This is a genomic window from Rugamonas rubra (assembly GCF_900114705.1).
Classification (GTDB): Bacteria; Pseudomonadota; Gammaproteobacteria; order Burkholderiales; family Burkholderiaceae_D; genus Rugamonas; species Rugamonas rubra.
Map to the genome: position 1 here is coordinate 26,059 of NZ_FOTW01000014.1, position 20,326 is coordinate 46,384.

The 20,326-nt window shown below is 67.4% G+C and carries 16 protein-coding genes; 8 read left to right on the forward strand and 8 right to left on the reverse strand.

The features are described from left to right. Window positions 1-1,536 carry an efflux transporter outer membrane subunit gene (locus BM252_RS15275; RefSeq protein ID WP_093388538.1) on the reverse strand — a complete coding sequence of 512 codons (1,536 nt, stop codon included), beginning with the start codon at window positions 1,534-1,536 and terminating at the stop codon, window positions 1-3. Between the two features lie 162 nt (window positions 1,537-1,698). Between BM252_RS15275 and BM252_RS15280 the strand changes: the two genes are divergently transcribed. Beyond that, on the forward strand, window positions 1,699-2,595 hold the full coding sequence (locus BM252_RS15280) for a LysR family transcriptional regulator (RefSeq protein WP_093388539.1): 897 nt from the start codon (window positions 1,699-1,701) through the stop codon (window positions 2,593-2,595). 90 nt (window positions 2,596-2,685) lie between these two features. On the opposite strand, the gene BM252_RS15285 is transcribed toward BM252_RS15280, so the two are convergent. After that, a complete protein-coding gene (locus BM252_RS15285) occupies window positions 2,686-4,101 on the reverse strand; it encodes a DEAD/DEAH box helicase (protein WP_093388540.1) in 1,416 nt (471 codons plus the stop codon). A 407-nt stretch (window positions 4,102-4,508) separates the two neighbouring features. Here BM252_RS15285 and BM252_RS15290 point away from each other — a divergent pair, with 407 nt between their 5' ends. Together BM252_RS15290 and BM252_RS15295 are read left to right on the forward strand one after the other, a co-directional pair. Further along, window positions 4,509-6,689 (forward strand): VIT domain-containing protein, encoded by a 2,181-nt coding sequence (locus BM252_RS15290; protein ID WP_217429916.1) that lies wholly within the window; start codon window positions 4,509-4,511, stop codon window positions 6,687-6,689. Window positions 6,690-6,794: 105 nt separating this feature from the next. Beyond that, complete coding sequence (locus BM252_RS15295; RefSeq protein ID WP_217429917.1) at window positions 6,795-7,787, forward strand: AraC family transcriptional regulator; 993 nt, start codon at window positions 6,795-6,797, stop codon at window positions 7,785-7,787. Window positions 7,788-7,841: 54 nt separating this feature from the next. Here the strand turns inward: BM252_RS15295 and BM252_RS31055 are convergent, their stop codons facing one another. The 3 genes from BM252_RS31055 to BM252_RS15310 form a co-directional block, all read right to left on the reverse strand. Next, window positions 7,842-8,927: a hypothetical protein gene (locus tag BM252_RS31055; RefSeq protein ID WP_093388542.1), complete on the reverse strand. Its 1,086-nt coding sequence runs from the start codon at window positions 8,925-8,927 to the stop codon at window positions 7,842-7,844. Further along, window positions 8,924-9,301 carry a sigma factor-like helix-turn-helix DNA-binding protein gene (locus BM252_RS15305; protein WP_093388543.1) on the reverse strand — a complete coding sequence of 126 codons (378 nt, stop codon included), beginning with the start codon at window positions 9,299-9,301 and terminating at the stop codon, window positions 8,924-8,926. Before BM252_RS15305 ends, BM252_RS31055 begins: the two co-directional genes overlap by 4 nt. A gap of 131 nt (window positions 9,302-9,432) precedes the next feature. Beyond that, on the reverse strand, window positions 9,433-9,750 hold the full coding sequence (locus BM252_RS15310; RefSeq protein WP_093388544.1) for a hypothetical protein: 318 nt from the start codon (window positions 9,748-9,750) through the stop codon (window positions 9,433-9,435). Between the two features lie 355 nt (window positions 9,751-10,105). On the opposite strand from BM252_RS15310, the gene BM252_RS30175 reads away from it, so the two are divergent. Then, the gene (locus BM252_RS30175; protein ID WP_139236519.1) at window positions 10,106-10,402 is read left to right on the forward strand and encodes a hypothetical protein; all 297 of its coding nucleotides are present in this window, start codon (window positions 10,106-10,108) and stop codon (window positions 10,400-10,402) included. A 307-nt stretch (window positions 10,403-10,709) separates the two neighbouring features. Here the strand turns inward: BM252_RS30175 and fabI are convergent, their stop codons facing one another. Then, entirely contained in the window at window positions 10,710-11,501 is a 792-nt protein-coding gene (fabI, locus tag BM252_RS15320; RefSeq protein WP_093388546.1) for an enoyl-ACP reductase FabI, read from the reverse strand. 7 nt (window positions 11,502-11,508) lie between these two features. Beyond that, window positions 11,509-12,885 carry a transglycosylase SLT domain-containing protein gene (locus BM252_RS15325; RefSeq protein WP_174900544.1) on the reverse strand — a complete coding sequence of 459 codons (1,377 nt, stop codon included), beginning with the start codon at window positions 12,883-12,885 and terminating at the stop codon, window positions 11,509-11,511. Between the two features lie 355 nt (window positions 12,886-13,240). On the opposite strand from BM252_RS15325, the gene BM252_RS15330 reads away from it, so the two are divergent. Both BM252_RS15330 and BM252_RS15335 read left to right on the forward strand, forming a co-directional pair. Next, the gene (locus BM252_RS15330) at window positions 13,241-13,798 is read left to right on the forward strand and encodes a DUF1415 domain-containing protein (protein WP_093388547.1); all 558 of its coding nucleotides are present in this window, start codon (window positions 13,241-13,243) and stop codon (window positions 13,796-13,798) included. 1 nt (window position 13,799) lies between these two features. Further along, window positions 13,800-13,988 (forward strand): DUF1289 domain-containing protein, encoded by a 189-nt coding sequence (locus tag BM252_RS15335; RefSeq protein WP_093388548.1) that lies wholly within the window; start codon window positions 13,800-13,802, stop codon window positions 13,986-13,988. Window positions 13,989-14,098: 110 nt separating this feature from the next. Here BM252_RS15335 and BM252_RS15340 read toward each other — a convergent pair whose 3' ends face one another. Then, complete coding sequence (locus BM252_RS15340; protein ID WP_093388549.1) at window positions 14,099-14,605, reverse strand: DUF1993 domain-containing protein; 507 nt, start codon at window positions 14,603-14,605, stop codon at window positions 14,099-14,101. Window positions 14,606-14,852: 247 nt separating this feature from the next. Here BM252_RS15340 and BM252_RS15345 point away from each other — a divergent pair, with 247 nt between their 5' ends. Further along, window positions 14,853-17,981: a bifunctional diguanylate cyclase/phosphodiesterase gene (locus BM252_RS15345; protein ID WP_093388550.1), complete on the forward strand. Its 3,129-nt coding sequence runs from the start codon at window positions 14,853-14,855 to the stop codon at window positions 17,979-17,981. A 61-nt stretch (window positions 17,982-18,042) separates the two neighbouring features. Then, window positions 18,043-20,319, forward strand: a complete 2,277-nt coding sequence (locus BM252_RS15350) for a xanthine dehydrogenase family protein molybdopterin-binding subunit (RefSeq protein WP_093388681.1) — start codon at window positions 18,043-18,045, stop codon at window positions 20,317-20,319. Window positions 20,320-20,326: the final 7 nt, after the last annotated feature.

Genomic DNA, 20,326 nt, shown 5'->3' on the forward strand with positions numbered 1-20,326 from the left:
TTAGCGTTGTGATGTTGGGAGGGACTGGGCGGCGGCAGTGGCGGTAGCGGCTGCGACTGCTGGATTGGTGCTGGTGGCGCTGGCGGGCCGCCAGGCGCCACCAAGTGCGCGGACCAGGCCGAGCTGGGCCAAGCCGGTGCGTGTCGCGGCTTCCAGCGCGCGGCGCTGGCTGCCCAGCAGCGCCAGTTGGGCGGCGTTGACGGCGAGCGCGCCGGCCATGCCGCTGTGCGCGCGCTGCTGCTGCAGGGTGGCGGCAACGCGCCAGTCCCGCATGGTTTGCTGCGCCAGCTCGTCGCGCTGGCGCGCGCCGCGCAGGGCGACGACGCCGTCTGCCACCTGCTGCAGCGCCGTCATCACGGTGTGGTGGTAGGCGGCGACGGCGGCGTCGTAGTCGGCGCTGCGCTGTTTGAGCTGGCCGCGCCGGGCGCCGCCGTCGAACAGCGGCAGGCTGAGTGCCGGGCCGACGCCGGCGGCCACGCTGCCGGGCCGCATCAGCTGGCCCAGGTCGAAGGCGCGCAGGCCGGCGAAGGCGGCGATGTCGATGTCGGGGTAGAAGGCGGCGCGCGCCACGGCGATGTCCTGCTGCGCCGCCTCGACCATGGCGCGCTGCGCCTGCACGTCCTGGCGCCGGGCCAACAGCGAGGCCGGCAGGATGGACGGCGGCAGCGGATCGGCCAGCTGCAGTAGGGCCGGTGCGGCGAGCGTGTCGCCGAAGGCCGGGCCTTGGCCGAGCAGGGCGGCGATCTGGTGGCGTCGGCGCGGCAGTTCGGCGTCGATGTTGGCCAGCTCGCCGCGGGTTTGTGTCAGGGCGTCGCGCGCCGCCACCATGTCCAGCTCGGTGGCCAGGCCGGCGCGCACGCGGCTCGCCAGCAGGGCGATGGTCTGCTGGCGCTGGTTCAAGGCCGCCTCGGCCAGGGCGCGCAGTTTGTGTACGCTGTCGAGTTGTAGATAGGACTCGACGATGGCCGTTTGCAGCAGCAGGCCGGCGTCGGCGGCCTGCGCCAGCGCCGCTTGCTGGCGCGCCTGCGCCGATGCGTTGGCGGCCTGGCGCTTGCCCCAGAAGTCGAAGCGGTAGCGCGCGTCGGCCATCAGCAGGCCTTCGCTGCCGCTCTTGCCGGCGTATTGCGACGAGTAGCTGTAGTGGTCGGGGAAGTGTTCCAGCGCGGCGCTGGCGCTGACGCCGAACTGCACCGCGTCGGCGGCGCCGATGGTGTCGACGGCCGCCTGGGCACGGCGGATGCGCGCCTCGGCCAGGGCGATGTCGGGCGCTTGTTCGGCCAGCGCGCCGAGCAGGCGTTCCAACTGCGGGTCGCCGTAGCGGCGCCACCAGTCGCCGGCGGCGAGGGTGGGCAGGCTGGCCGTGGCGGCCGTGGCGCTGGCCTGGCCGGCGATGCTTTGGCCGGGCTGGATGGCGTCCAACTGCGGCAGCGTGGCCTGTGGGTGGATGTCCTGGCCGGTCTGGCAGCCGGCCACCACCAACAGACAGCAGCCGGCCAGCAGGCCGGCGGGGAGACGGTATCGTCTGGGTTGCAACATGGCGCTTCCTTATCAAGATGGAAGCCGCCAGCTTAGGTCGCTGGATGATGATTGAAAATGATCGTCGTGGTAACAATGACTTTCATCTGGTGAAACTGAATTCCGTGGTAAGGTTGGCCAAAACTTGACTTGGCGGCCCCTTCAAGCTGCCGCATCCCGACCATGCAAACTCTGGATTTGAACCTGTTGATCGCGCTCGACGCGCTGCTTACGGAAGGCAGCGTGACCGGCGCCGCCGAGCGGATGAACCAGAGCGTGCCGACCATGAGCCGCACGCTGGCGCGCATCCGCCTGGTGGTGGGTGACCCGATCTTGGTGCGCGCCGGCCGGGTGATGGTGCCGACCGCGCGCGCCGAACAACTGCGCGACGGCACCCGCAGCTTGGTGGCGCAGGCGCAGGCCTTGCTGCAGCACGGCGGCGAGTTCGACTTCCAGACGCTGGAGCGCAGCTTCACCATCCGCGCCGACGACGGCTTTGTCAGCAGCTTCGGCCCGGTGCTGTTGCGCGCCTTGACGAAGGTGGCGCCGCGCGTGCAGATCCGCTTCCGCTCGCAGGGCCTGCAGGACGTGGAGGCGCTGCGCGCCGGCCTGATCGATCTGGACATCGGCGTCATCAACGACATCGGCCCGGAAATCGTGCGGCAGACCTTGTTCAAGGACCGCTTCGTGGCGGCTTTCCGCCTCGGCCACGTGCTGGAGCAGGCGCCCGAGCTGACGCCGCAGCTGTTCGCCGACTGCGGCCATGTCACCGTGTCGCGCCGTGGCCGCACCAGCGGGCCGCTCGACGAGGCGCTGGCCGAGCGCGGCCTGAGCCGGCGCGTGGCGGCGGTGGCGCCCACCTTCGCCGAGGCGCTGGCCATCGCCCGCGAGACCGATCTGGTGGCCACCGTCGCCGAGCGCCTGACGCAGACCGCGCGCCACGGCATGCGCACGCGCGAGCTGCCGCTGGAGACGCCGCTGGTGACCATCTCGCAGGCCTGGCACCCGCGCTGCAACGCCGACCCCGGCCACCGCGCCGTGCGCGCGCTGCTCAAGCAGTCCTGCGAACAGGCCTACTGAGGCGCGCCGGGACAGAAAAACGCAGATAAAAAAACGGCCACCAGATCGCTCTGGTGGCCGTTTTTTATTGTGTGCCGCTAGCTGGGACGATTAACGATCGCCGTAGCTGCTGCTGGTGCGACGGGCGCCGTCGGTGGTGCGGGCGCTGCTGCCCTTGTAGCCGCCGGTGCTGCCGCCGTCTTTGCGCGGTGCGCCTGGCTTGCTGAAGGTGCGCTGGCCTGGCTTGGCCGCTGGGCTGCGGTTGTCGCCTGGTTTCCAGCCGCCTGGACGCGAAGGCGAGCGGGTTGCCGACGCGGTCTTCTTAGGCTCGAAGCCCTCGACGACGTTGACCGGGATCAGCTGCTTGGTGAAGCGCTCGATGCGCTTGACGTTCATGCCTTCGGCGTGGTTCACCAGCGAGATCGCCAGACCGTTGCGGCCAGCGCGGCCGGTACGGCCGATGCGGTGGACGTAGTCTTCCGGGAACTTCGGCAGGTCGTAGTTGAACACGTGGGTGATGGTTGGAACGTCGATACCGCGGGCGGCAACGTCGGTGGCAACCAGTACCTTCACCTGGCCGCGGCGCATGCCGTCCAGGGTGCGGTTACGCGCGCCCTGGTGCATGTCGCCGTGCAGCGCGGCGGCCGAGAAACCGGCGATGTTCAGACGGTCGGCGATGGTGTCGGCGTCACGCTTGGTGGCGGTGAAGACCACGGCCTGGTCCAGCGTTTCGTCGCGCAGCAGGTGGTCCAGCAGGCGGTTCTTGTGCGACAGGTCGTCGACGAAGTGGACGCGCTGCGAGATGTTCTCGTGCTTGTTGGCGGCGCTGACCACTTGGATCACTTGCGGGTTCTTGGTGATGCGGCGGGCCATGTTGCCGACCACGCCGTCGAGCGTCGCCGAGAACAGCATGGTTTGACGGGTCGACGGGGTCGCTTCGACGATCTTTTCGATGTCGTCGATGAAGCCCATGTCGAGCATGCGGTCGGCTTCGTCGAGCACCAGGATTTCCAGTTGCGAGAAGTCGATCTTGCCCGATTCCATGTGGTCGATCAGACGGCCGGGGGTCGCCACCAGAATCTCAGGATTCTTGGCCAGCAGTTGCATCTGTTTAGGGTAAGGCATGCCGCCCAGGATCGAGACGGCCTTCAGGCGACGCAGGTTGACGGCGTACTTGTCGGTGTTCGAGGTTACTTGCAGGGCCAGTTCGCGGGTCGGGGTCAACACCAGCATTTTTGGCTGCGCAGCTTTGAAACGTGGACGCTCGCCGCGCGCACGGGCGGCTTGCATTTCCTGGTTCGCGGTCTTGCCGGCGGCGCTTTGTTCGCCTTCCAGCGACAAGCGGTGCAGCGACGGCAGCATGAACGCTGCGGTCTTGCCGGAACCGGTTTGCGAGGACACCAACAAGTCCTTGCCTTCGATAGCGGCAGGAATCGCTTGCATCTGGACCGGGGTGGGCGCGGTGTAGCCGGCGTCGGTCAGTGCTTTGATAATGGACGTGTTGAGGCCTAATGATTCAAATGTCATTCTTTTCTTTCGTAAAAATCAGCGTTCATGCAAAAGCAGAACGCAAAATAGCAACGCCAACCAAAACGAAATGACTCAATCAAAATCGAAAGAAATTTCGGCACAAAAGCTTTGCGCCGGGACGGTGTCAGGTGCGACACACAAGGCGGGAGGGCTTTAGAAGCGTCATCCGAGGGATGCGCTAGGGCTTGCGAAGCTGCTAATTATTATAGGCGTCTGCAGTGTTGCAGCGCACAAGCGACACTATACCGTATTTCTACTGTTTCTGCACGTATTAATGAGTTTGCGCATATGAGCGCCAGCTATGAAACAGCAAGTTGTATCTATTTGTAAGTTTGCGACCCCGTGTCGCCGTGTCGCCCGTTTCACGTTCCATGCCGGGATGTTCCGGGAACACGGAGGCGACTATGTTGCAGCAAACGGTGGGACGAATGGCGGGACGAATGATGGCGGTGATGCTGGCGCTGTGCTGCGTGGCGGGCGCCGCTCGCGCCGCTGCCGCACCGCAGATCATGACGACGATAGGCGGCGAGCGGCCCTTGCGGCTGCAAAACCTGGACATAGACGGCAGCGTCAGCGGCGGCATGGCGCTGACCAGGGTGCGCATGGTGTTCTTCAATCCGAACCAGCGCGCGCTGGAGGGGCGGTTGCAGTTTCCGCTGCTGCCGGGCCAGCGGATCACCGCCTTCGCGCTCGACGTCGAGGGCCAACTGCGGCCGGCCGTGCCGGTGGAGAAGGCCAAGGGACGGCAGATCGTCGAGCAGCTGGAGCGGCGCCGCGTCGATCCGGCGCTGCTGGAGCAAACCCAGGGCAACAATTTTCAACTGCGCGTGTATCCGATCGCCGCGCAGGGCACGCGCACGGTCGAACTGACGTATGCGGAGCCGCTCGAGCGCGAGGGCGCCAACTGGGCCTACCGTCTGCCGTTGGCGTATGGCGAGGTGGCGCGCGGCTTGAACTTGCGGCTGCAGTTGAACGGCGCCGACGCCGCGCCGCAGGCCAGCGGCACCTTGGCGGAGCTGGCCTTCGCCCGGCGCGCCGGCGGCTACGAGGCGCAGATCGTCAAGGAACACGTCAGCCTGGACGGCACGCTCAAGCTGCTGCTGCCGGCCAGCGCCGCGCCGCGCAGCTTCGTCCAGCAGTTCGACGGCGCCACCTACTTCATGGCCGAGGTGCCGCTGCCGCCGCTGCCGCCGGCCGCGTCGCGCGGTGCGCGGGTGCTGCCGAAGGTGGTCGGCCTGCTGTGGGACAGCTCCGGCTCCGGCGCCAACCGCGCCAACGCGGCCGAGCTGGTGGAACTGGAGCGCTACTTCAAGGCGCTGGGCAATGGCGAGGTGCGCTTGAGGTGGGACAGGTCGTATCCGAAGGATTTTTTTTACCAGCCCCCGCCGAAGGGCGGGGTGGCCAATGAGCCGTCCGACGGAATGCCGCCGCCGCCGCCGCCGCGACCACTGGCGCACCCCGTGCCGATGCCGGCACCGATCATGGCGCCATCCTGGCAGCGCGAGAAGGTCATCGTGGCAGGCAGCCGCGTGGCGCAGGGCGATCTGGCGTATGGCGCGCTGGCGCCGGCGGGGCCGGCGGGGCCGGCGGCCGAGTCGGCGGTTGTGGCGGCAACCAACGTCCTGCAGCGGGCCGAGTCGAAGTCGTCGACGCCGGGCACCGGCGAGATCGGCGTGTCGCTGCAAAAATGGCGCGCCGACGCGCCCTACATCGCCCGCCTGCAGGCGGCTGGCACCGACCGGCTGTACGCCATCTACCTCGACGAGCGGCCGTCCTACACCAACAGCAGCGCCTTCTTCCTCGATGTGGCCGACCTGCTGTTCGAGCGCGGCCAGCGCGAGCTGGCGCTGCGCGTGCTATCCAACCTGGCCGAGATGGATCTGGAGAACCGCCAGGTGCTGCGCATCCTCGGCTACCGCCTAATGCAGGCGGGCGCGCCGGAGCTGGCGATCGGCGTGTTCGAGAAGGTGCGCGAACTGGCCGAGGAGGAGCCGCAGTCCTTCCGCGACCTGGGCCTGGCCCACGCCGCCGCCGACCACCCCCAGCAGGCCGTGGACCAGCTGTACGAAGTGGTGCTGCGGCCGTGGGACCAGCGCTTCGCGGAGATCGAGCTGATCGCGCTGGCCGAGATGAACGCCATCGTCGCCAACGCGCCGCGCAAGGCCGCGCTCGACACCAGCCGCATCGATCCGCGCCTGCTGAAGAACATGCCCTTGGACCTGCGCGCGGTGCTCAGCTGGGACGCCGACAACAGCGACATGGACCTGTGGGTGACCGACCCGAACGGCGAGCGCTGCTTCTACGGCAAGCGCTTCAGCTACCAGGGCGGCCGCATGTCGCTCGACTTCACCGGCGGCTACGGGCCGGAGGAGTTCTCGCTGCGCCACGCCAAGCCGGGCAAGTACCGCATCGAGGCCAACTTCTACGGCAGCACGCAGCAGTTGGTGGCAGCCGCCACCACGCTGCAGCTGCGCCTGAGCAGCGGCTTCGGCAGCGGCGCGGCGCAGGACAAGCTGATCACCCTGCGTTTGAAGGGGCGCGGCGAGACCGTGCTGGTGGGCGAGTTCGAGGTCAAGCCGAAGTAGGGCGGGGACCGGCGCGCCGCTGCAGGGTCACGATATCGGCGTACTCGGCATACTCGGCACAATCGGCACAATCGGCGCGTTCCGCCCGTGGCATAATCGGCAACCATGACATTTGCCGAACAACCGTCCCAAGACGACGCGCCGCTGCGGCGCGTCGCCCGCGCCGAATACGCGCTGCGCATGAACCGCGTGCTCGACTACATCGACGCCCACCTCGACACGCCTCTGGAGTTGAGCCAGTTGGCCGACGTGGCCAACTTCTCGCGCTTGCACTTCCACCGCATCTTCGCAGCCTGGATGGGCGAGACGCTGGGCGACTACGCGCGCCGGCGCCGCCTGGAGGTGGCGGCACAGCGGCTGGCTTGCGGCAGCGGCGCCTCTGTGCTGGCGACGGCGCTGGCCTGCGGCTTCGGTTCCGGCGAGGCCTTCGCGCGCGCCTTCAAGCTCAAGTTCGGCTGCACGCCGACCGCCTGGCGCGCCGGCGCGCCCGAGCGCCGGACGGCGCAACTGGCGGCGCTGCGCGCGCCGCAGAGCAATCCGGATCAGGCGGATAGCAAGCACGATCAGGCGGGCGGGGGCGCGCCCGGCGACTATGGAGTCTCTTCCCAACTTCATAGAAAGAACAACATGCAAGTACGCGTAATCGATTTGCCGCGAGTGCGGATTGCCTACCATCGCCACATCGGCCCCTACGGCGCGCCGGTGACCGCGTTCTGGCGCGACAAGGTGGCGCCGTGGATCCAGTCGAACGGTTTGCAGGGGCGCTTGTGCTTCGGCGTCGGCCACGACGACCCCGGCGTGACGGCCGCCAACAAGTGCCGCTACGACGCCTGCGTCGCCGTGCCGGACGACTTCCGGGGAAACGGCATGGTCAGCGTCGGTTCGCTGCCGGGCGGGCGCTACGCGGTGGCCGAATTCAAGGGCAGCCCGGCCAGCATCGGCGAGGCGTGGATGACGCTGATGCGCGAGTGGCTGCCGTCGAGCGGTCTGCAGTGCGACGAGCGGCCTTGCTTCGAACAGTTCGCGCCGGCCAGCGCGCTCGATCCGGTGAAGGGCGAGTTCAGCTGTGAGCTGTGCATTCCGGTGCGTGCGCTCTAAACTTTTACCAGCAATGTAGCTCGCCATCGCCGACATCGTGGCGGCGATGGCGAGCTATTCCTGCGCCGCCTTGATCCTCGCGCGCAGGGCCTCTGGCACCGGGTGGTCCGGGTAGGCCAAGCGAAATCTCGTCCACTCGCTGAGCGCGTCCTGGCGCAGCTCGGCCTTCAGCATCTCGTCGATAACGTTCAACCAGGCCTGCGCCCGCGCCGCCTCGGCCGGCTTGGCAGCGGCGGCCGGGCCGGTTGGCGCGGCCATGAGACGCGAGCCGGTGACGGTCACGTTGACGGCATCGCTGGCGGCGGGCGCGCCGTAGCCGGCGACCGGCGCGGGCGGTGCTACGGTTGCCGGCGCTGGCGCGCTTAGGTGGCCGGCGGGCGCGCTGGTGGCGCGGGCGTAGACGGATTGTTCAGCTGCAGCGGGCTTTTCCAAGACGCTGGCCGACGCCGGTGCGGCCTTGGGCGGTGGTGCTATATGGGTACGCGCCGCGCCATTGTCACGCGCGACGGTGTCGTCGGCCGACATCTTGGAGCCCGGCACTGCGGCGCGCGCGGCGGAAGCGGCAAAAGGGGGAGCGGGGGCCGGAGGGGCCGCCGCAGCGGTAGGTTTCGGAGCAGGAGCAACAGCAGGTGCAGCAGGAGCCGCAGGAACCGGTGCGGTCGGAGCAGATGCGACCGTGGGTGCGGCAGCCACGGTGGTCGATTCGGCCGTGGCGGGAGCTGCGGCGCTTTGACGCGGTGGTGCGATGCGTTCGGACTCGGGTTGCTGCTGCCATTGCAGCATCAGCGAGATGGCGCCGATGACGCTGGCGGCGGTGGCCAGCGGCATGCGCCAACGCGCCAGCCGGCTCACGGCCGCCAGCGGACGCAGTTCGCCGGCAGCGGATTTGCCAGCACCCGCTGCCGCGTCGTTGGCAGCAAGCTTGGCCGATGCTGCCGACGCCGACGCCGACGCCGAAGCCGACGCCGACGCCGACGCGGCCAAGTCGGCCCGCACGGCGGCCAGGATGGTGGCGTCCAGCGCGGCCGGCGCCTGCGGCTGGGGCAGGGCGGACAGCTGGCGCGCCAGCGCGCCGCCGCCGTGCAGGAAGGCCTCGAACTCGTCGTCGTCGTCCAAGTGGTCTTTGCCCTTGCTAGTCATGCCTGCTCCCCTTGCGCGGCCAGTCCGGTCGACAATTGTTCACGTAATTTTCGCATGGCGTAGCGCAGCCGGCTTTTCACCGTCTCCACCGGCGCGTCGACCAGCGCGGCGATCTCCTCCAGGCTCATGCCGCTGAACTGCTTCTGGTACAAATAGGTGCGGAAGCTGGCCTGCGGCTGGTAGCGGGCGCGCGCCTGGTGCAGGCCGATCCAGCTGTCCTGGGCGATCTCGTCGACCCAGTCGCGGCGCGGCGAGCGCCAAGCCAGGAAGAGGTACAAGCCGCCGCTGTGGCGCCGGTACAGCTCCTGGAAGGCGCCCAGGTCGCCGTCGCGGTAGCGCAGCATCAGGGTCTCGTCGGTCGGCTCAATTGACATGCCGGCAAGTGTAGGGGCAAGGGCGCGGCGGTGCAATACCTTACTCGCAGGCAGGCAGGCAGGCAGGCAGGCTTGCGGCCGGGCGGACGGACGGTGCGGTTCAATCTTCAGGTCCGTGCGGCGAGCTTTCCCTATGGCTTGACTGGCGGCTCGGCCGGCGCTGCCGCGACCGGCGCTGGCTGGGCGTAGATGACGATGGGCGCGGGCGCAGCCGATTTCGGCACGGCATTGTTGAGCACGAAGGTCATGATGGTGATGCCTGCAATGCCGAGGCCGGAAACCGTGCCGACTATCCATTTGACCATCGTCAAGGTTAGCGCATGCAGGTCGGCTCGAACTTCGGCAATGTCGGCTTTGGTGGCGGTTTGGTCGAGGCGCACCTCTATCTTCGCCAAGCGCTCCTTGGCGTCAGACGCGAACTCTTCGAGTTTTGTTAGCCTAGCTTCCATGTTTCCATCATAGGACGGATTGCCCTCGGCCGCAACGCCGCCATCGGCAATTCCAGGCGAGTAGCTTTCTGCTTAAGTGTGACAATTAGTGAATATTTGCCATAATGCAACATGTTATAGTCTGAAAAATAGTTTCTGACAATTGCTGATGCTCTGAGATGCTCAGTAATATTGCGCGTGGAGCTGGCTGTTGCATGCGGACGGGAGTCGGATTTGGCGCCTGAGGTTTAGTCGGTGGCGCTATCGTAGGCGGCGCTATTGCTTGCATCGTTTATAGTATGACCGCAGAATAAAACCAACGATGCGGTAATGTGAATATGCCCGGAGGGCATGTGCATGAGACAAGGAGAGGAAAATGATTAAAGAAAGCCATAAAAGCTACCGCAATGCGGGAGGTGTGGTATTTGCCCTACTTGTTGGATTGGCATCGACTGCTCTTCCGGCAATATTCGGAAGAACAATTACGGTATCTCCGATGGTGCTTTTCGGAGTCGTCATTCTTGGCAACTTGCCACATTATATAAAATCAAAAAATCACAATGAGGATGATAACGGATTCTTCAGTGGTAAATTTTTTATAAATTTGGCTATCTCTTCATTTCTTTCAATCCTGTTGATACTTATATATAAATTCGCAATTACATTGAAATAGGAATCCCAGTCCTGTTTACCGTTGCGAATGCAGGTCGCTACACCCAAGAATTATGGCTCTATGCCGTTTCGTGTGGGAACTTACCTCAGGCGGCAGCGGCGCCCAGGATATCCAGTCCAGCAAGTCCTGCTCCGCCTCGGCGGCGCAGTTGGCGGCCACGGTGCCGCGATAGACCTCGCGCAAGGCCTGCTTCAAACCCCAGGTGGCCGCCCACGCCGCAGGCCGGGCAAGGCAACTGTTTGGTGTTGCACGACACCTCGAAATCGATTCGGCGCTTGGCCATATCCAGCCCGCGCCATCCGCAAACTCAGGCGTAGTCTTCCGCGTTCAGTCCCATGACGTGGGAAAAGCCGCCGTCGACGTAGGTGATCTCGCCGGTGATGCCGGAGGCCAGGTCGGACAGCAGGAAGGCGGCGGTGTTGCCGACCTCCTCGATGGTGACGTTGCGGCGCAGCGGCGCGTGCGCGGCGGCGAAGCCGAGCAGCTTGCCGAAGTCCTTGATGCCGGAGGCGGCCAGCGTCTTGATCGGGCCGGCCGAGATGCCGTTGGCGCGCACGCCCAGCTTGCCCAGGTTCTCCGCCAGGTAGCGCACCGAGGCCTCCAGCGAGGCCTTGGCCAGGCCCATGGTGTTGTAGTAGGGGATGGCGCGCACCGCGCCCAGGTAGGACAGGGTCAGCAGCGCCGAGCCCTCGCGCAGCAGCGGCAGCGCCGCCTTGGCCATGGCCGGGAAGCTGTAGGCCGAGATGTCGTGGGCGATGCGGAAGTTCTCGCGCGTCAGGCCGTCGAGGAAGTCGCCGGCGATCGCCTCGCGCGGGGCGAAGCCGATGGCGTGCACCAAGCCGTCGAGGTGGTCCCAGTGGCCTGCCAGGTCGCCGAACAGGGCGGCGATCTGTTCGTCGCTGCCGACGTCGCAGTCGAACACCAGCGTGCTGTCGAACTCCTTGGCGAACTCGGTGATGCGCTCCTTGAAGCGCTCGCCGACATAGGTGAAGGCCAGTTCGGCGCCCTCGCGCCGGCAGGCGCCGGCGATGCCATAGGCGATGGAACGGTTCGACAGCAGGCCGGTGATGAGGATTTTTTTGCCTTGCAGGAAAGCCATGGCCGGCTCAGTCGTCGTTGCGGTGGCCCTTGCGGCCGGCGGCGTGGCGCGGTACGCGCGCCTTGACCAGCTTGACCGGGGCGTCGTCGTCGGACGCCTTGCCGCCTTTGGCCGCCTTGTAGTTGCCGGCGCGCTTGCCGCCACGGTCGGCCACGTAGTTGACGGTGGCGTTGTCGGCCACCTCGGGCGCGATGTCGACGTTGAGCGAGGACGAGATCTTCGGCACCAAAATGGTCGAGCCGGCCACCAGCATGGACCTCTGCGGGATGTTGTTGGCCTGGCGGATCACCTCGGGCGTGGTGTGGAACTTCGAGGCCAGGGTCTCGATGCGCTCGCGCGCGCCGGTGATCTTGTGGGTGGTCCAGGTCGACAGGGCGCGGCCCCACTGGGCCAGGTTCAGGTGGAACTTCTCGGCGTTCTCCTGCGGCAGCAGGATCTTGGTCTTCTCGCCGCCGGTGATGACGGGGCGGTTGAACTGCGGATTGAGCGCCTTGAACTCGTCGACCGACAGCTCGGCCAGCTGGGCGGCGATGGTCAGGTCGATGTCGCTGGTCTTGTCGACGGCGGTGAAGTAGGGTTGGTTGTCGATCAGCGGCAGCGACAGGCCGTACTGGCCCGGGTTGGCGATGATGTTTTTGACCGCCTGCAGCTTGGGCACGTAGTTGCGCGTCTCGGCCGGCATCAGGTCGGCCAGGCTGTCGAAGTCGGTCGGCTTGCCCAGCGCCTGGTTGCGCTTGATGGCGCGCTGCACCGAACCCTCGCCCCAGTTGTAGGCGGCCAGGGCCAGTTGCCAGTCGCCGAACATGTCGTACAGGCGCTGCAGATAGGTCAGCGCGGCGTCGGTCGAGGTGACGATGCCGCGCCGCTCGTCCTTGAAGACGTTCTGCTTCAGGTTGAAGTCGCGCCCGGTGCCGGGCACGAACTGCCACATGCCGGCCGCGTTGGCGCTCGACAGGGCCTGCGGGTTGAAGGCCGACTCGATGAAGGGCAGCAGCGCCAGTTCGGTCGGCATGCCGCGCTTTTCCAACTCGTTGACGACGTGGAACAGGTAGCGCGAGGCGCGCGCCGTGGTGCGGGCGATGTGGTCGGGCCGGCTGCTGTACCAGGTGATGTGCTTGGCGACCAGGGAGTTGTCCAGGTCGGGGATGGCGTAGCCGGTGCGGATGCGGCCCCAGACGTCGGTCTCGCGCAGCGCCTCTTCGCTCAGCGCGGGTTTGGCGGCGCGCTCGGCGCGGGCGATGACATCGGCGTTGTTGCTGGCGCTGCGGGCCGGGGCCGACAGCGGCGCGCCGCCCGTGGCGGCGTCTGCGGCGTGGCCGGCGACGGGCGCCAGGGCGATCAGCAGGGCGGCCAGGGCGGCGGAGGTGTTAGAGCTTGCTTGCATAGTTTTCCATTGTTGTCGACTGAGAAACATCGGACTTACCATGAATAAACGTGGAGTGTACGAAGGTCGACTAGTTGAGTCAAGAAATATGTCAGCCTGATGACGGTATTCCAGGTTAATTCTTTTTGGCAATAGTTTCGAGAAAATACAGTGAAGTTGCCGGCAGAATAGCTGAACATGCCGCAACAACGGGCGCGCGGCGGGCGCCACGGCTAGTCCTCGCCGTGCCTGCACTGTGTGCCGCGTCCCGCTGTTGGGCAAGCGGCGCGGCCATAAAGTATGAGATGGCGCAAAGAGTGCGTACAATTTGCCCTGTCGAGCGCAGCATCGCCTCACCCAACAAGGAAACATATATATGAGTACCCCCGCCGCGGACCACGCCGCCATCATCGCCGCGACCACCAGCTGGCTGGAGAAGGCCGTCATCGGCCTGAACCTGTGCCCCTTCGCCAAGGCGGTCCACGTCAAGAAGCAGATCCGCTACGTGGTCAGCGACGCCACCACGCCCGAAGAACTGCTCAGCACGCTAATGGACGAGCTGCAGCGCCTGTCCGACACCTCGCCCGAGGCGGTCGACACGACCTTGCTGATCCACCCCCACGTGCTGGCCGACTTCGCCGACTACAACGAGTTCCTCGACGTGGCCGACGCCGCGCTGGAGGACATGGACCTGGTCGGCGAGCTGCAGGTGGCCAGCTTCCACCCGCAATACCAGTTCGCCGACACCCACATCAACGACATCGAGAACTTCACCAACCGCTCGCCCTATCCCACGCTGCACCTGCTGCGCGAGGACAGCGTCGAGCGCGCCGTCGAGGCCTTCCCCGAGGCGGGCGACATTTTCGAGAAGAACATCGAAACGCTGCGCAAGCTGGGCCACGACGGCTGGGACAAGCTGATGGCGGAGAAGTGAGATGACGGCGCTACCGCCACGGCCGGACACGCCCTGCGTGGCCGTCTGTTCGACCACCTTCGACGAGATCTGCCGCGGCTGCGGCCGCAGCGTCATCGAGGTGGCGCACTGGGTGTCGATGACGGCCGAGGCCAAGGAGCTGGTGTGGCAGCGCATCCTGGCGCAGGGCTACCCGCGCCGCAACACCTGAGGCGGCAAGGCGCCGCGCCGGCGGTCGGTGCGCAGAGCCGCGGATGCCGAGGGTCAGACCCTAGGGTCTGACCCTGTGACCGTTTGCCTAGCCGCCGGCGCGCGCCGTTCTTAGTAGCTGCCGATGAAGTTCTTCTTGCCGATGTCCAGGCCGTTGTGGCGCAGGATGTCGTAGGCGGTGGTGGCGTGGAAGAAGAAGTGCGGCAGGGCGTAGTGGAACAGGTAGGTCTGGCCGGTGAAGTGCTTGGTCTTCTCGCCGCTGCCGGTGGTGATGGCGCGCGTTTCGCTGCCCTCGATCTGGTCCTGCGGCAGCGCCTCGATGAAGGCCAGCGTCTTGACGATGCGCGCCTTCAGCTCGGCGAAGCTCTGTTCTGTGTCGTCGTAGGCGGGCACCTCGGCGCCGGCCAGGCGGGCGCCGCAGCCCTTGGCGAAGTCGCAGGCGATCTGGATCTGGCGGGTGAAGGGCAGCATGTCGGGGAACAGGCGGAACTGCAGCAGCGCGTTCGGCTCGATCTTCTTCTCGGCGGCGTGGCTTTCGGCCTTGTCGAGGATGACCAGCAGACTGTTGAGGATCTGTTTGAAGACCGGGATGGAGGCGGAGTAGATGGAAAGGGTCATGGCGGGTTCCTCGTAATAAGAGGGGCGATGATAGCAAGCTTGCGCGTTTTTTGCTTGGCGTGGCGCGGCGCGGTCCGCAAGTTGGTGACTTTTGCCCCTTTTTCCGTGCATAATTCCACTGAGGGAAAAGTTTGCCAGGCCAGCTAGCCGCGCCGCGCCGCCCGGCGCGCCGGCCCGCTAGTGTAATCACCTAACGAAGCTCGATGATGCAAACTTATAAACAGGCTGCCGCAGTGCTGCTGGGCGCATGACCGGCAAATCCATCTATCAAGGTTTACGCTCCAGGCTGGGCGCGCTGTACGGCCTGTCGATCTACGGCGCCCTGCTGCTGGTGGTGTTCGGCGGCCTGGTGATCCCGGCCATCATCGGCAGCTACCTGCTGATCGGCGTGCACGAGCAGCAGTCGGCCAAGACGGCGCTCAACGAGTCCTTGCAGCGCAACGCCGACATCCTGGCGCTGGGCATGCAGGAGTCGCTGTGGAACATGAACGCCGAGTCGGCCCATTCGCTGGTCGAGTCGGTGATGCGCGACCGCGCGGTGGTGCAGGTGCAGGTGGTCGGCCAGGCCGACACCCAGTTCATGCACGTGCATTCGCCGCAGCGGCCGATCGGCAACGTCTACCGCGCCGAGCGCGAGATCCTGGTGCGCGGCGAGCGCATCGGCCGCATCATGGTCGAGATGGACGACGCCCGCAGCCAGCAGGAGCTGCGCGAGAAGCAGCTGTCCTACGTCTTCGTGCTGGCGGCCCAGCTGACCGTGTCGCTGCTGCTGATCGTGCTGTTCCTGAACACCCGCCTGTTGAAACCCCTGCGCAAGCTGATGCGCTTCTCCGACCGCCTGTCGCACGGCGACTTCGAGACCCGCCTCGACCTGGCCGGCAGCGACGAGCTGGGCCGCCTGGCCGGCCAGCTCGAGCAGATGCGCGTCGCCATCAAGCACCTGTTCGAAGACATCGGCCAGCGCGAGGAGCGCTTCCGCACCATCGTCACCCAGGTGCCGGGCGCGGTGTTCCGCTTCCGCCCGGACGGCCCGATCGACTTCATCAGCGACGCCATCGAGGACATCTCCGGCTACTCGGCGGCCCAGTTCATGCGCGGCACCTCGCACTCCTGGGCCAACCTGATCTGCCCGGAGGACCGCAAGCGCCAGCGCCACTGCGTCGGCCAGGCGGTGCGCGACGGCCAGCCCTACGAGATCGAGTACCGCATCGTCGACGCCAGCGGCACCGAGCGCTGGGTGTCGGAGAACGGCCAGCCGCAGCCGCACGAGGCGGGCGGGCTGGCGCCGTGGATCGACGGCATCATCGCCGACATCAGCGAGCGCAAACACAACGAGATGCGCATCGCCGCCCTGCTGGCCGAGCAGAGCGCGATCCTCGACAACGTGATGTTCGGCGTGATGTTCGTGCGCCAGCGCCACATCGTCTCGGTCAACCGGCGCTGCGAGGAGCTGTTCGGCTACGCGCCGGGCAGCTTGGTCGGCGCCTCGACGGCGATCCTGTTCCCCGACAGCGTCGACTACGAGGAGGCCGGCGCGCGCCAGTATCCGACCCTGGCCGCCGGCGAGTACTTCAACGAGGAGCGCCACTACCGGCGCCGCGACGGCACGCTGTTCTGGTGCCTGGTGAGCGGCTGCGCGATCGACCAGAGCCGCGCCAACGAGGGCAGCATCTGGGTCTACGCCGACGTTTCCGCGCGCAAGGAGGCCGAGGAGAAGCTGCGCCTGTCGGCCACCGTCATCGAGCACATCGCCGACGGCGTGGTGGTGCTCGACGCGGCCGGCAACATCGTCGCGGTGAACCCGGCGTTCAGCCAGATCACCGGCTACTCGGAGCAGGAGGCGCTCGGCCGCGACCGCACGCTGACCCGCTCCGGCCGCCACGACGAGGCCTTCTACGAGCAGATGTGGACCGAGCAGATCAACAGCGGCTTCTGGCGCGGCGAGCTCTGGAACCAGCGCAAGAACGGCGAGCTGTACCTGGAATGGCTGACCGTGTCGGCGGTGCGCGACCACCGCGGCATCGCCACCCACTATGTCGGCGTGTTCAGCGACATCACCAAGGCCAAGGAGTCGCAGGAGAAGCTCGACCACCTGGCCCACCACGACCCGCTGACGGCGCTGCCCAACCGCCTGCTGTTCCACGACCGCCTGCAGCACGCGCTGCAGCGCGCCGTGCGCGACGACGAGCAGCTGGCGCTGCTGTTCATCGACCTGGACCGCTTCAAGAACGTCAACGACACGCTGGGCCACCACATCGGCGACGAGCTGCTCAAGCAGGTCGCCAAGGCCTTGTCGGACAAGCTGCGCGAGGGCGACACCCTGGCCCGCCTGGGCGGCGACGAGTTCATCGTGCTGCTCGAGGACGTCGAGGGCCAGTACAAGGCCAGCATGGTGGCCGAGAAGTTGGTGGCGATGTTCGAGCAGCCCTTCATGGTGGCCGGCCACGAGCTGTTCGTCACCTGCAGCGTGGGCATCAGCCTGTTCCCGGCCGACGCCGCCGACCTCAACATGTTGATCCGCAACGCCGACGTGGCGATGTACCAGGCCAAGGCGCGCGGCCGCAACGGCTACAGCTTCTACGCCCCGTCGATGACGGGCGAGGGCGTCGAACGGCTGCGCCTGGAGACCTTCCTGCGCCGCTCGATCGAGAAGGACGAGGTGTTCCTCAACTACCAGCCGCAGGTGGAGATCGACACCGGCCGGCTGGTCGGCGTCGAGGCGCTGGTGCGCTGGAACCACCCCGAGCTGGGGCCGGTGCCGCCGGTGCGCTTCATCCCGCTGGCCGAGGACACCGGCTTCATCAACCAGCTCGGCAAGTGGGTGCTGTTCGAGGCCTGCCGCCAGATGGTGCGCTGGCAGGCCGACGGCCTGTACGTGCCGAAGATCGCCGTCAACCTGTCGGCCAAGCAGTTCGAGCGCGGCAGCATCGTCAACATGGTCTCGGCGATCCTGCGCGAGACCGGGCTCGAGCCGCAGCGCCTGCAGCTGGAGGTGACCGAGTCGGTCATCATGAACACCGGCGACGCGCTGGTGTTCATCAACGACCTGCACTCGATCGGCGTCGGCCTGGCCATCGACGACTTCGGCACCGGCTACTCCTCGCTGGCCTACCTCAAGCAGTTGCCGGTGCAAACGCTGAAGATCGACCGCTCCTTCATCAAGGACATCTCGACCGACCCGAACGACGAGGCCATCGCCATCGCCATCATCCAGCTCGGCAAGAGCATGAATTTGTCGGTGATCGCCGAGGGCGTCGAGACCGAGGAGCAGGCCGCCTTCCTGCTGCGCCACGGCTGCTACCTGGCGCAGGGCTACTACTACAGCCGGCCGGTGCTGTCGGGCGACCTGTTGACGCGCTGGCGCCCCAAACCCTAAACGCCAAGACTTGAAACCGGCCACCACCGCCACCACCGCCACCACCGCCACGAAAGCCTCCATGCTCAAACCGACCAGACTGTCGCGCCGTCGTTTCATCTTCAGCGGCGTCGCCGCCGCCGGCGCGCTGCTGGTCGGCTGGGGCGCGCTGCCGCCGCGCCAGCGCGTGCGCGCCAGCCATCCGCTGCCGCTCACCGGCGGCGCGGTGGCGCTCAACGGCTGGGTCGCCATCGGCACCGACGGCAGCGTCTCGGTGGCCATGCCGCGCAGCGAGATGGGGCAGGGCGTGCACACCGCGCTGCCGATGCTGGTGGCCGAGGAGCTCGACGTGCCGCTGTCGGCGGTGCGCCTGCTGCAGGCGCCGCTCGACAGCATCTACGGCAACGTCGCCATGCTGCGCGACGGCCTGCCCTTCCATCCGGACGAGCAGGGCAATCTGAAGGCGGTGGCGCAGTGGACCGTCGGCAAGGTGGCGCGCGAGCTGGGGCTGCAGATCACCGGCGGCTCGTCCAGCGTGAAGGACGCCTGGGGGCCGATGCGCGAGGCCGGCGCCACCGCCCGCGCCCTGCTGGTGGCGGCCGCCGCGCGCGAGTGGAGGGTGGCGCCGGCCGAGTGCCGCACCGAGGCCGGCTTCGTGCTGCACGCCAGCGGCAAGCGGCTGGCCTACGGCGCGCTGGCGGCGCGCGCCGCGCTGAGCGAGCCGGGCGAGGTGCGCCTGAAGCAGCCGCGCGAGTTCAAACTGATCGGCACGCCGGCGCCACGGCGCGACAGCGCGGCCAAGGTCAACGGCAGCGCCGGCTTCGGCATCGACGCCCGGCCGCCCGGCCTGCTGTACGCCGCCGTGCGCATGGCGCCGGTGCTGGGCGCCGGCGTCGCCAGCGTCGACGCGCAGGCCGTCAAGGGCATGCCCGGCGTGTCCCGCGTGGTCGATTTCTCGGCCGCGCTGTCGCCGCTGGGCGGCGCGCGGGCCGGCGCCGCCGTGGTGGCGGCCAGCTACTGGCAGGCCAAGCAGGCCGCGCTGGCGCTGCCGATCACCTGGACCGAGGGGCCGCACGGCAAGCTGTCGAGCGAGCAGATCTTCCAGGAGTTCGCCGCCAAGCTCGACAGCGAGAGCGGCTACGCCTACCACCAGGTCGGCGAGGTGGGCGCCATCGCGCAGGGCGTGGGCGGCGTGGCCAAGGTGCTCAACGCCGAGTACCGCGCGCCCTATCTGGCGCACGCGGCGATGGAGCCGGTCAACTGCACCGCCCAGGTCAAGGACGGCAAGGTCTGGCTGTGGGCGGCGACGCAGTCGCCCAGCCTGGCGGTCAAGGCGGCGGCCAAGGTGGCCGGCGTGGCGGCGGCCGACGTGGTGCTGGAAGTGACCCTGCTGGGCGGCGGCTTCGGCCGCCGGCTCGACGTCGACATGGTGGCGCAGGCGGTGGCGGTGGCCATGCAATGCGGCGGCGCGCCGGTGCAGCTGATCTGGAGCCGCGAGGACGACATCGGCCACGACGTCTACCGGCCCGCCGCGCTGGCGCGCTTCAGCGCCGGGCTGGACGCGGGCGGCAAGGTGCTGGTCTACGACAACCACTCGGCCAGCGGCTCGGTGTCGCACCAGTTCTTCAAGCGCAATCTGGGCCTGCCGCCGGGCGGGCCGGACAAGACCACCGCCGAGGGCGAGTTCGACATGCAGTACGAGTTCGCCAACCAGCGCATCCGCCACGTCATCGTCGATAGCCCGGTGCCGCTGGGTTACTGGCGCTCGGTCGGCCATTCGCACAACGCCTTCTTCAAGGAGAGTTTCGTCGACGAGCTGGCCCACGCCGCCGGGCAGGACGGCGTGGCCTTCCGCCGCGCGCTGCTGGCGCGCCATCCGCGCCACCTGGCCGTGCTGGACGCGGCGGTGGCCAGGGCCGGCGCCGCGCCGGCCGGCCGCGCCCACGGCGTGGCGCTGCACCAGTCCTTCGGCACCATCGTCGCGCAGGTGGCCGAGGTGTCGGTCGAAGGCAGGGAGATTCGCGTGCACCGGGTGGTCTGCGCGCTCGACTGCGGCATCGCCGTCAACCCCAACATCATCGCCCAGCAGGCCGAGTCGGCGGTGGTGTTCGGCCTGTCGGCGGCGCTGTTCGGCGCGGTGACGATCAAGGACGGCAAGGTCGAGCAGAGCAATTTCCACGACTACCCGGTGCTGCGCATGGGCCAGGCGCCCGAGGTCGAGACCATCATCATCGCCAGCGCCGAGCCGCCCGAGGGCATGGGCGAGCCGGCCACGCCGCCGATCGCGCCGGCGGTGGCCAACGCCGTCTTCAAGCTGACCGGGCAGCGCCTGCGCAGCCTGCCGCTGACCCTGGCTTGAGATTGAG

Excerpts from the sequence above, each read along its gene's own strand:
- BM252_RS15275 (WP_093388538.1), bottom strand. The coding sequence starts at position 1,536 with ATGTTGCAACCCAGACGATACCGTCTCCCCGCCGGCCTGCTGGCCGGC.
- BM252_RS15280 (WP_093388539.1), top strand. The coding sequence starts at position 1,699 with ATGCAAACTCTGGATTTGAACCTGTTGATCGCGCTCGACGCGCTGCTT.
- BM252_RS15285 (WP_093388540.1), bottom strand. The coding sequence starts at position 4,101 with ATGACATTTGAATCATTAGGCCTCAACACGTCCATTATCAAAGCACTG.
- BM252_RS15290 (WP_217429916.1), top strand. The coding sequence starts at position 4,509 with ATGTTGCAGCAAACGGTGGGACGAATGGCGGGACGAATGATGGCGGTG.
- BM252_RS15295 (WP_217429917.1), top strand. The coding sequence starts at position 6,795 with ATGACATTTGCCGAACAACCGTCCCAAGACGACGCGCCGCTGCGGCGC.
- BM252_RS31055 (WP_093388542.1), bottom strand. The coding sequence starts at position 8,927 with ATGACTAGCAAGGGCAAAGACCACTTGGACGACGACGACGAGTTCGAG.
- BM252_RS15305 (WP_093388543.1), bottom strand. The coding sequence starts at position 9,301 with ATGTCAATTGAGCCGACCGACGAGACCCTGATGCTGCGCTACCGCGAC.
- BM252_RS15310 (WP_093388544.1), bottom strand. The coding sequence starts at position 9,750 with ATGGAAGCTAGGCTAACAAAACTCGAAGAGTTCGCGTCTGACGCCAAG.
- BM252_RS30175 (WP_139236519.1), top strand. The coding sequence starts at position 10,106 with ATGATTAAAGAAAGCCATAAAAGCTACCGCAATGCGGGAGGTGTGGTA.
- fabI (WP_093388546.1), bottom strand. The coding sequence starts at position 11,501 with ATGGCTTTCCTGCAAGGCAAAAAAATCCTCATCACCGGCCTGCTGTCG.
- BM252_RS15325 (WP_174900544.1), bottom strand. The coding sequence starts at position 12,885 with ATGCAAGCAAGCTCTAACACCTCCGCCGCCCTGGCCGCCCTGCTGATC.
- BM252_RS15330 (WP_093388547.1), top strand. The coding sequence starts at position 13,241 with ATGAGTACCCCCGCCGCGGACCACGCCGCCATCATCGCCGCGACCACC.
- BM252_RS15335 (WP_093388548.1), top strand. The coding sequence starts at position 13,800 with ATGACGGCGCTACCGCCACGGCCGGACACGCCCTGCGTGGCCGTCTGT.
- BM252_RS15340 (WP_093388549.1), bottom strand. The coding sequence starts at position 14,605 with ATGACCCTTTCCATCTACTCCGCCTCCATCCCGGTCTTCAAACAGATC.
- BM252_RS15345 (WP_093388550.1), top strand. The coding sequence starts at position 14,853 with ATGACCGGCAAATCCATCTATCAAGGTTTACGCTCCAGGCTGGGCGCG.
- BM252_RS15350 (WP_093388681.1), top strand. The coding sequence starts at position 18,043 with ATGCTCAAACCGACCAGACTGTCGCGCCGTCGTTTCATCTTCAGCGGC.